9 protein-coding genes are annotated in these 9,579 nt (G+C 71.3%); all 9 read right to left on the reverse strand.

Annotation, left to right across the window (positions count from 1 at the left end; translation table 11 throughout):
* Positions 1-359: hypothetical protein (locus G6O68_RS30810; protein WP_165253431.1), on the reverse strand; the 359-nt coding region annotated here is incomplete at its 3' end.
* A gap of 85 nt (positions 360-444) precedes the next feature.
* Positions 445-1,251 (reverse strand): hypothetical protein, encoded by an 807-nt coding sequence (locus G6O68_RS30815; RefSeq protein WP_165253433.1) that lies wholly within the window; start codon positions 1,249-1,251, stop codon positions 445-447.
* Positions 1,252-1,609: 358 nt separating this feature from the next.
* Positions 1,610-1,861 (reverse strand): hypothetical protein, encoded by a 252-nt coding sequence (locus tag G6O68_RS30820; protein WP_165253435.1) that lies wholly within the window; start codon positions 1,859-1,861, stop codon positions 1,610-1,612.
* Positions 1,862-2,227: 366 nt separating this feature from the next.
* Positions 2,228-3,163: a hypothetical protein gene (locus G6O68_RS30825; RefSeq protein ID WP_165253437.1), complete on the reverse strand. Its 936-nt coding sequence runs from the start codon at positions 3,161-3,163 to the stop codon at positions 2,228-2,230.
* A 547-nt stretch (positions 3,164-3,710) separates the two neighbouring features.
* Positions 3,711-4,190, reverse strand: coding sequence for a hypothetical protein (locus G6O68_RS30830; RefSeq protein ID WP_165253439.1), 480 nt, complete (start codon positions 4,188-4,190; stop codon positions 3,711-3,713).
* 354 nt (positions 4,191-4,544) lie between these two features.
* Positions 4,545-5,963 carry a reverse transcriptase domain-containing protein gene (locus G6O68_RS30835; RefSeq protein WP_165253441.1) on the reverse strand — a complete coding sequence of 473 codons (1,419 nt, stop codon included), beginning with the start codon at positions 5,961-5,963 and terminating at the stop codon, positions 4,545-4,547.
* Positions 5,960-7,459, reverse strand: coding sequence for a hypothetical protein (locus G6O68_RS30840; RefSeq protein ID WP_165253443.1), 1,500 nt, complete (start codon positions 7,457-7,459; stop codon positions 5,960-5,962). Before G6O68_RS30840 ends, G6O68_RS30835 begins: the two co-directional genes overlap by 4 nt.
* 163 nt (positions 7,460-7,622) lie before the next feature.
* A complete protein-coding gene (locus tag G6O68_RS30845; protein WP_165253445.1) occupies positions 7,623-7,844 on the reverse strand; it encodes a helix-turn-helix domain-containing protein in 222 nt (73 codons plus the stop codon).
* Between the two features lie 873 nt (positions 7,845-8,717).
* Positions 8,718-9,579 (reverse strand): hypothetical protein (locus tag G6O68_RS30850; RefSeq protein ID WP_165253447.1); only part of this gene is annotated, 862 nt, incomplete at its 5' end.

Raw genomic sequence — 9,579 nt, forward strand, 5'->3', positions numbered from 1 at the left:
ACATATCGCACCCGACATGCCGTGCTACACCTGGTTGAAAATCGCTCTAGCAGCCCGACGGCGACGGCCTCCGCCTTGCCCTGGGTGGCCAGCAGGTCCAGCCGAGTTTGGTGGGCGTCGTCGGACTCGTAATAAGTCGCGTCCCCCAAGGCGTAGACGCGGCCGCTGGCCTGGAGGATGCGGCCGACCTGCGCGAGGAAGCCGTCGAGCGTCATGCCGTCGACCAGTTCTCCCCGGCTGTTGACGCCCTGGATGACCGGTCGCTTGCGGTCGCCGGCGACCGGCCCGAGCCGGTAGTCGTGCAGCGCCTCGCGGAGGTTGCCCCACAGCCTCGCGCCGGGGGACGCTGTTGATGTCATGGTGTGAGACCTTTTCTCAATGATTCGGCGGGGGCGGCTCCGGACTTCCGAACCCTGGACTGCCGCTCGCCGGGCTCGTCATTGCTCAGCGCGGCTTCTTCCGCGGCTTGCTCCTGGCCGCCCGGAGGGGCGGCTTGGCGGCGATCGCGCGGCGCGGCGACGCACGCCTTCGCGGCTCGCCGGCCCCGGCGCGAGGCTTTTCGGACCGAGGCTCGGGCCGGTAGACGAGGTCGAACAGCCGCTCCAGGGAGACCTTCGAGCAGCCGCCGTAGCACCAGCCGAACTGATCCAGGACGTCGAGCCGCGTGCCCTCGCCCCGGCAGGCCGGGCAAGGTTGGAAGCGGTCGGCGCCGAGCAGGATCGTCGCCACCGTTCTGAACGGGGCCGCGGCCAGGCCCTCGACGAATTCGACGACGCGCGACGGATCGACCGGCTCGCCGGGTGCGATCACCTCGACCGCGGCGCCGTTCTTGGAGTTGATCGAGCCGACCGGGCGGGTCAGGGCGGTGACGCCCGGCGCGTCCGGGTCGGCGGGGAGGGTGCTCTGGGCGGCCCGGACGACGGCCTTCCATCGCTGCTGGTCGGCCGCCGTCTTCAGCTCCACGGCCGAGGCGAGGTGGACGACGAGATGCAGTCCCGTGCCGCTGACGCGGACCTCGGCGTCGCGGAACAGCGGGTGGCGCGCCAGGACGCGTCCGATCGCCTGGTGGAACGCGCGGGGGGAGTCCGCCGGGGGGAAGAGCGGGTTGTCGGGGTCCAGCTTGACCGGGTCGAGGTCGACCACGAAGCCGTGCAGGGTGGTGATCCGCTCGACCGGAACCTGAATCACGCCGGCCGGCCCGACGGGCCGGTCGTTGTAGAGCGCCTCGCGTTGGTCGACTTCTTGGCGCATGGCCTGCTGCTCCTCGCGTGGCCGGCGACGCGTTCGACGTCGCCGGCCGGGGATGGGTGTAATACTCGCTGTCAAAGGGCACCTAGACGTCGCGACGGACGCCGAGACCCCTGAATCTCCGCATCGACGGCTTGCTTCTCCCGCGACTTGGGGGCCTTGTGCGCCCCTCCCGCCGCCTGCTCATCTCGCCCCGCCATCCCCCGCCGGTCAGGTACGGCGGTCGTCTCGGCGATGTTGGCGGGCTTGCTCTTCGGGGGGGCGGTCGACCTCTTGCCGCGTCAGCCCTTCCGAGGCCCGGCGTGCTCCTCCGCGGACCGATCGTGACGGCTCGCTACGGCCGAGGGCCGACCTGCTCCGTCTACGTCTCGACGAAGTCGTCACCCTCGTCGAGCATGGCCTTGAGCTCGCGGATGGTCTTGACGATGTCGCGATTCTGGCCGCGCATCCTCTTCAGCAACTTCCGGTTCATCGCCTGGAGGCGCTCCAGCGTCTGGATCTCTCGGGAGTAGTCGGGCACCATCCCCAGGACCTCCCCTTCGCGACCCTCGAGGACCTCGAGGGTCGCGGGGGCCTTCTTCATGTACTTGATGTACTCCTTGTTCAGGTCCACCTCGCGCCTCCGGTCGTCGGCCGGCTTGAGGGTCGAGTGCGGCCGCGGCCTCGTCGACGCCCGCTCCGGCCGCGGCCGATCGCGGCGCGCCGCCGGAGCCCCGAGCGCTCGCCTCGACGGCCGCCGCGGGCGACGGGTCGTCGGGGCCGACGGCCTCGGTCCCCGCAGGGGCGGGCGATCCGATCCGGGTTGCGCTTCGAGCGGGCGATCTTGTCCTTCTTCATGGTGCCGGTCCTTTCTGATCGTTCAATTTCGGACCGAGCGTACGGCTCGGCCCTATGACTGCGGTGAAACCGTTCGTGCGCCAGGCGGTCCCGGCCTGGCACCGATCGCAAGCGGCGAGCGCCGGGGGCCGTCCGACTCGGCTCAATCTCCCTCCGGGATCGACCCCTGGTCGCCGACCGCGCGATCGGACTGGTGGGCGACCTGATACCCCGCCCCCTTGCACCAATCGCAGGGCATCGCGAGCGACTTGCTCCGGCCCTCGCCGTTGCACCGGGCGCACAGGCGCCACTCGCCGGGATTCTTCACGCCGGTCAGGGCGGCGACCCGATAGGCGTATCGTTGGCGGATCCAGCTGATGATCCCGGCCGCCTTCATGTCATCCGACGAAGGCCGGTGGATCCGGTGCAGATGCTCGATCGCGGGCCGGATGCGGCGCCAGAGCAACGCCTCCTCGCGGAAGATCGCCGCGTTGCCGAGTCGCTCGAGTTGGAGCCAGGGGACGAGGCTCTCAAGCCACGCCGTATCGTCGCCGTGACCCTCGGCCTCCTCGTCCGAGGTCGAGGCAGGCCCGCGGTCGTGGGCCGAGCCGTCGGGGGATTCGGCGGGCCCGTCGCCCACCCGCCGACTCGAGGATGCGAGCCGGCCGTCGGGGCCGGGCCCCTCCTCCAGCCGCCGACCGTCGTCGGGCCTGGATGACCCATGGCGGGTCGCGGCTCCCTGGGACATGTCGGCCTTCTGGGCCTTCGCGGGCTTGTGGCCCTTGCGGCCGTCCGCTTCGGCGCCGACCTGTTCATCCCGAGGGCCGCGAGCCTCATCGCCGGTTCCGATCGAATCCGGCCCGGAGGCCGTTCCGTCGATCCCGAGCGAGGAGTTCGCCAATTGCTTCAAGATCCACTTGCGTGACAGACGGATCAGATCGGCGGCCGGCCGCCGATCTGGATCGATCAGGCGCAGGACCTCGTCCCAGCGCTCGACGAGCTTCATGTACTCGCGGGCCGTCCGGGGCTTGATCCCGCAGTGATCCCCGACCCACGCCTCCCAGTTGCCGTGGCCGATGGCGCCCTTGAGCTCCATCAAGAGGCGCCCGGTCTCCCGGTCCTGCTCGATCCTCCGCCGGGCCAGATGCTCGGTCTTTTGGCCTAGTTCCAGGCCCTTGCGGTGGCTCCGCTTGATCTGGTCGCGGAGCCGCTGCAGTTCGGGCCCGATGTCCGGGCCCGGCGGGGAGTCGCCGTCGTCGCCCTTGCGGCCGTTCGTGTCGGCCGCGCCGACGTCGATACCGCGACGGCCGGGGGGGAGCGGTCGCTTCGCCGACCTCTCCCCCGAAGAGCCGCGCGCGGACGCGCCCCCGCCGTGGTTCCTCCGGCCGTTCCCGTTTGGTCGCTTCTCGGGACGAGTCGAGGGACCGGGCGGGCCGCCCGCGTCCGAGGGCGGCTCGGCGGTCGGAGCCGACGCTGCTCGACGCGGTCTCGCCGGAGACGTCCAGAACATTTCGTCGGCGCTGAGCATTGATCCCATGAGCAGAGGTCCTATCGTTGACGACCCTTATCGGGTCGTAGGATTGAAGGGCGTTCGGCCGGCCGACGGCGCGCAGGCGACCGTCGGCCCCCCAGGTCGCGCGCCCCGGCTACAGGATGAGCCTCCCGGCCCACTGCTTCAGCACCACGTCGGCGGCGCGGGCGCCCGGCCACACCGTGAGTCCGCAGCATAGGGGGCCGCTGCGGGACTCGCCCCCCTCGTGGCGGACGGTGGCCAGGTTCCTGTATCCGAAACGGACCCGATGCCAGCCCGGGCGTACCCGGAGCACCGGCGGCCGTTCGACCGGGGCGGACGAGATCTCGAGGAGGCCGGAGCGCACGGCCAGGCTGAACTCGGCGACGTGGTCCCAGGCCCGATGGTCGTCGTCCACGGACGGCGCGTCGCGCAGCTCGACGAGGACGGCGAGGTCGGGCCCCGCCGCCGTGAGGATCATGGCCCAGCCCTCGCCCGGCGTGAACAGCCGGTCTTTATCCCGCTCGCTGCAGAAGTCGAGCTCGAAGCCGCTCACTCGCTCGTCGCAGACCAAGAGTCCGCCTTCCACCGGCATCCGATACTCGAAGCCGCGCACGCGACGAGTCCGGGCTCCCCGCCCGGTCGAGCGGCCCGTCGGATGCCCGACGCGCATGACCCTCTCGACTGCGATCCGCCGGCGGGATACGGGGCTGAGATCCCCCTCGTCAGACCCGTCGCCGGCCGGATCGGGCCGGGGATCTGCGTCGTTGAACCGCTGCATCATCGATCAAATCTCCATGGAGTTGTGCCGTCGCGTCGAACGACGCGCGGCATGTGTTCGTTCGGGGCGGTCGGCACGCAGGCCGGAGGGCTCCTCGGCGGGGCCGGCCGCCCCCTGGGCGCCCGCTCGGGACGAGGCGGGCTTCGGGGGCTCGTCATCGTTGTTCCTCCTCTCCGTCCGCGGTCTCGATCAGGTCGAAGCTCGTGACGTCCGGAGCCGGCCGGCCGGGGAACGACCCCGGCCACCCGGCCTCGGGGGCCGATCAGTTGATCGGCCGCCCGGCGCGGTGGTGGCCGGCGGAGCCGCCACGGCGGCGGCACCCTGGCGTCCGGGCCCCCTCCGTCTCATGAGAGTCCCCTCGCGGAGGGCCTCCCAGCGCCGGCGGGACCCCTCGCACCACGCGGCCAGGTCCCTCCGCGAGGCGAGCTCGCGGAAGCCAAGGTCGGCGGCGGTCCCCAGGATGCGACCCGGGACGTCGGTCTCCGTCCGGATCTCGAAGGCCGGCCCGTAGGATTCGACCCAGCCCCGGACGACGGCTCGCGCCGCGTCGGGCGGGGTCTCCTCTTCGTGGGCCCGGTCGAGGCCCTGCCTCAGCTCCCCCCAGGCGTCCTCGCCCACGCCGAGGCGCAGGCGGTCGTCCTCGATGGAGAGGTCGAAACCGAGCAGTCGGGCGACCCCTTGTCGTAGGTCGATCGGCGGCCCGTCTTCGCCCTTCAGCTCGTGGCCCCCTCGGAGGAGGAGGTCCCGGGCGTGTTGCAGGATCTCGCGGCCTTCGGGCACGCCCTCGGCCAGGTAGCAGAGGTTGTCCGCGTACCGGTGCCAGGGCGGGGCGTCGGGATCTCCATGGAGCGGGAGATCGTGGACGACGTGGAGCCGGACGTTCAGCAGCAGCGGGGCGAGCGGATCGCCCTGGGGGATGCCCCTCGTGCGATCTTCGTCCTCGCCGCCCCTCACGACGGCCTCGATCAGGGTGAGCAGCCTGGGGTCTTTCACGTGCTCTCGCAAGTCCTCCATCAGGTGGGCGATCGAGACGTTGTCGAAGGCGTTTCGCACGTCGTCGATCGCCAGGGTGGTCGAGCCGGTGGTCGTCGCGTCGGCCTCCAGGGCGGCCAGAAGGCTCCACGTCCCGCGGCCGGGGCGGAAGCCGTGCGAGCGGTCCGAGAAGGTCGGTTCGAACGCCGGCGTCAGGGCTTCCAGCACCGCCGCCGAGACGACGCGGTCCGTCAGGTTGCGGATCGACAAGGTTCGCGTGCCCCGCCCCCCCGGCTTGGGGATCGGCCGCCTGAGGGCCGGCCCGGGCTTGTAGGCCCCGGACCGGAGGGCCGTCGCCAGGTCGTCCAGGATCGCCGCGACCTCCGACAGGCCGAGGTCCGTATAAGTGATTCCGTCTCGACCGGGGCCGCGGCCCCCGCGGGCCTTCAGGCGATGGTAGGCGGCGATGAGGGCCTCGCGGTCGGCGATCCGCGCAAGCGTAGGCGAGCCCGCGCCGGCCTCGTCGAGCCGCGACGCTTCTCGGACCCGACGACGGTCGCGCCGGCTTCGGTACTGCTCCGCCGGGTCGCCGTGCGGCGTCCGGCGAGGTTGCTTGCAAGAGCCGTACGAGCTCATCGAACCCCTCCGGGCCGCCCGGCCAGGAAGCGCTCGACGGGCGTGGGGGCCGGCCGGCCGTCGACGGGCCAGCCGAGGCCGGCGTAGGCGGCGCGGCGGCCCCGGGAGCGGCGCCGCAGCTCGGGATGACGGCGGTCGTCGAAGTCGACCAGCCGGAGCGGCGCGGCCGGCGCGTCGGAGCCGACGACGATCGACGCCAGGGCGCTCGGGACGCCCAGGCCGCCGTCGGCCCGGACCAGGACGTCGAGCGCGCCGAGGTCGACCTCGGCGAGGGCGGCGAGCGTGACGATCCGCGGACGCGCCACCGACGCGCCCGAGTTCCGGGCGGCGCGAAGCCGCCCCGCCGACTCCCGCGGCAAGCCGTCCCCGTGCGCGACGTGGTCGGCGACGAGCCCCCAGGCGGGCAGCCGGGCGGCCAGGGCGAGGGCGTGCTCGACGTTCTCGACCAGGACGGCCGCCCGGGAGCCGGGGGCTGCGACCTCGGCGCGGCCGCCCCGGACGGCGTCGAGGGCCGCGGCCGCGGCCCGCCGGTTGAAGAGCGGGTCGCCCCAGTACGCCGTGCGCTTCAGGGTCGCGAGGCTCCCGCCGGAGTCGACGGCCGGGCCGCCGACGAACTTCCGCGTGACGACCTCCACCTCCCGCGGGCGGCCGCCGTGTCGCGGGAGCGCGAGCTCGTCGAACCCGAAGAGCCCGGCCGTCAGGTCGGCCTCCCGGGGCGCCGGCCGGCGGTCGTCGCCGAGCAGCCCGAAGAGCCGCGCCCGGAAGGCGCGGTGGAGCGAGAAGCTCGCCTTGCGCCCGGTCGCCTCGACGGCGTCCAGGGCGATCACGACGTCGCGCCGTTCCAGATGGACGGCCGGGTGCCCGAGGGCCCAGCACGTGGAGACGGCGACCCGGCCGACCGATTCGGGGCATCTGTCGCCCGCCACCCAGCTCACGTCTCGGAGTTGGCGTCCCAGCGCGGCGTGGAGCCGCCGGACGTCCTCGATCCGGGCCGCGACGACGGCGATCGACGCCCCCGGGAACGCGAGGGCGACCTGGGCGGCGAGCCGGGCCGGGTCGATCTTCGGGCCTACGCGGACGAGCCCGCGGTCATGACCCCGGATGAACTCCAGCAGCGGGCGGTCGATCACGCCGGCCCCCCGCAGCGAGAGCTCGTCGGGTTCGGGCAGCGGGGCGGGCGAGGTGCCGCCGACGACGACCGCGAAACCCCCACGCTCCAGGAGCGCGCGGGCCGCCGATTCCAGGCCTGCCGGCAGGTATAGGAACCGCCCGCGCGGGCCCTCGTCCCGCAGGACGCCGGGCAACTCGGTGTCGCGGAGGATCCGGAAGCCGCGGCCGGGCTCCTGGACGCCCCGGTGGCGGACGCCCGCGAGGCCTTCAAGCGGCGTCGCCGAGCCCCACGGGACGGCGATCGAGTGGAAATGCCGCCGGATGTGCACCACGTCGGGGCGCGCGCCGCGGACGTCGGTACCGGGGGCCGATCGAGCGGTCGCCATGGTCGATCCCATCCTCCTCGTCTCGAATCTCGTACGGACTTCCTCTTGGCGGGCGGTCGGGCGGCCGTCCGGGCGATTAGCGCTTATCGGTGGTCCTGCAGCCGCTGGGCAGGGAGGCCACGAGCCGTGGACGAGGGCGAGACCCAGACGGGGGCCGAGGCCGTCAGTCGGCATGGCGGGTCTCCGGGCGACGGATCGCGTTGCGTTCGACCAAGTCGTCCAGCCAAGACTTGCGGAACTTCAGCCGACGGCCGATCTTCGCGTACTTGAGCTTGCCCGTCCGGCAGAGCCAGCGGAGCGACTCGTGCGGCTGGCGAAGTCCCTGGCGGTCGAGGCCCACGTACTCGATCGCCTCGTCCGACGTGTAGACCGGGTCGTCCGACATTTATCTCCTCCCTCGAAGGCTTCGCGTTCCGCGCCGAGCGGTTGCCGCACGTGCTGCTCGGCGTCCGACGGTGTGATTTATACGGCACCTCGAAACCGCATTTGTTGCAGCGAAAATGGAAACCTCGCGGATCGGGCGATGCGGCGTCCGATCGATGCCATTCACCAAGGCTCATTCTCGTCGGCCGCGATAAGCTCGTCGGGACGATCCTCGGCGGGTTGCGGGACAAGGCCTGTACGCAGACAGCCTGGAGGAGCGTCGGGCGTCGGGAGATTCGCGCTCGCCGTCACGTCCCCCGCCGACCCCGAGAAGGGAAGGAGGAACCCCCGAGTTGTGAGCACCCGGAATCGGCCGCCGAGGCTTCGCGCCGTGGTCCTTTACGGGCAGGCGGTCAGGTGGGGCGATGGAATGGGGCCTTGAGGCCGGGGGCCGCGCCGACGCTCGTTCTTCGGCCTCGCTAGGTCGGGCATCCGGGCTCGACCCGTCACGAGCTAGACGAATAGACCGCCGGCGAGCGCTCCGGCCTCGTCGGTTTTCGCATGCGTACGGCCGCGGGAGGGAAGGTGGAATGACCAAGGCGCAGCGTGCAGCCGGGGGGCGCAGGAATGCGCACCCTGGAACTGTCAGTCACGGGCGATCCCCACGGAGGACCGCCCGTTCGCCCCGGCGGGAAGTGAACCCGGCGCGCCTCGACGTCGAAGCACGATCGTCGGACGCGACCAGGCTTCACGACTCCATCCTCGGAGGACGCCGATCGACCCTCGAAGTCCTGGCAGCTCGTGGGCAACGTGGAAGCAGGGGCGAAGCACCCGATGCGTCGAGATGCGTCCCGCATCCGTTCAGATTCTGATCCTCCACACGGTCGGACGAGGATCAATCTTGGATCGGCTTGTTCATCCAAGGAGGGCGGTGGGGGGGCACTCGGACCTGTTCGGGCTTCAGGTCGAGGAAATACCCGCCGGCCAACTTCCCGGGCACTTTGCGCTTGGCCTTGATGTGGCACGATTTCAAGACGTCAGGAGGGGGGACGGCCTTCTTCCCGGCGTACCAGGATTTGATGGCGGGTTTGAGGACCTCCCTCCTCAGCGTGGAGACGCGGCTGACGAGGTCCAGATTATCGAGTCCGCTCTCGACGTTGACGTCCCTGGGCGATACGACTTTCCCCGGTTGCTCGGCCAGCAGCCGGAGCATCGCGATCCAGATCTTCTGCAGATCCTGCAGTGCATAATGCTGGCCGCAGAAGATCAGTTCCTCCTCGTCCATCACGAAGACCACCTCGGGCGGTGCCTCTACCTTCAGCCCGCATCGTACGCGATGGTCGATGAGCCGGGGGATGAGGCGGAAGCGCCTGGCGATACGAAATTGTTCCGACAAGCTCTCAGGATGCTGCGAGGCGGCGAGCTCCCCCACGAGATCGGCGACCCGGCGGGCGAAATTGTAGTCGCGCACCCGCCCGATCTCGGCCCAAGACTCGCCGACCGCCGCGATGACATCCTCGTAGGCGTTGGGCTCCCATGCCCTGCAATACAGCTGGAATTCGCCGAGCGCCCTTCCGAAGTTGCTCCAAGCCCGAAACTCAGGGGCCGCCGTAGGCGGCAGGAGAGATCCGGACAGCTCGACCATTTCCTTCCAGACGCCGTAGCCCGGCGCGTAGGGATGCTGCCAATCTACGTGCTCGTTCTCGGTGAGCAAGTCGCGCATGTCGGCGATGATGCGGAAGAAGACACCGGCCGCT

This window comes from Paludisphaera soli (assembly GCF_011064595.1).
In the GTDB taxonomy this organism is placed as follows: Bacteria; Planctomycetota; Planctomycetia; order Isosphaerales; family Isosphaeraceae; genus Paludisphaera; species Paludisphaera soli.

Coding starts and splice junctions, on each gene's coding strand:
- G6O68_RS30835 (WP_165253441.1), bottom strand. CDS start 5,963: ATGAGCTCGTACGGCTCTTGCAAGCAACCTCGCCGGACGCCGCACGGC.
- G6O68_RS30845 (WP_165253445.1), bottom strand. CDS start 7,844: ATGTCGGACGACCCGGTCTACACGTCGGACGAGGCGATCGAGTACGTG.
- G6O68_RS30840 (WP_165253443.1), bottom strand. CDS start 7,459: ATGGCGACCGCTCGATCGGCCCCCGGTACCGACGTCCGCGGCGCGCGC.
- G6O68_RS30815 (WP_165253433.1), bottom strand. CDS start 1,251: ATGCGCCAAGAAGTCGACCAACGCGAGGCGCTCTACAACGACCGGCCC.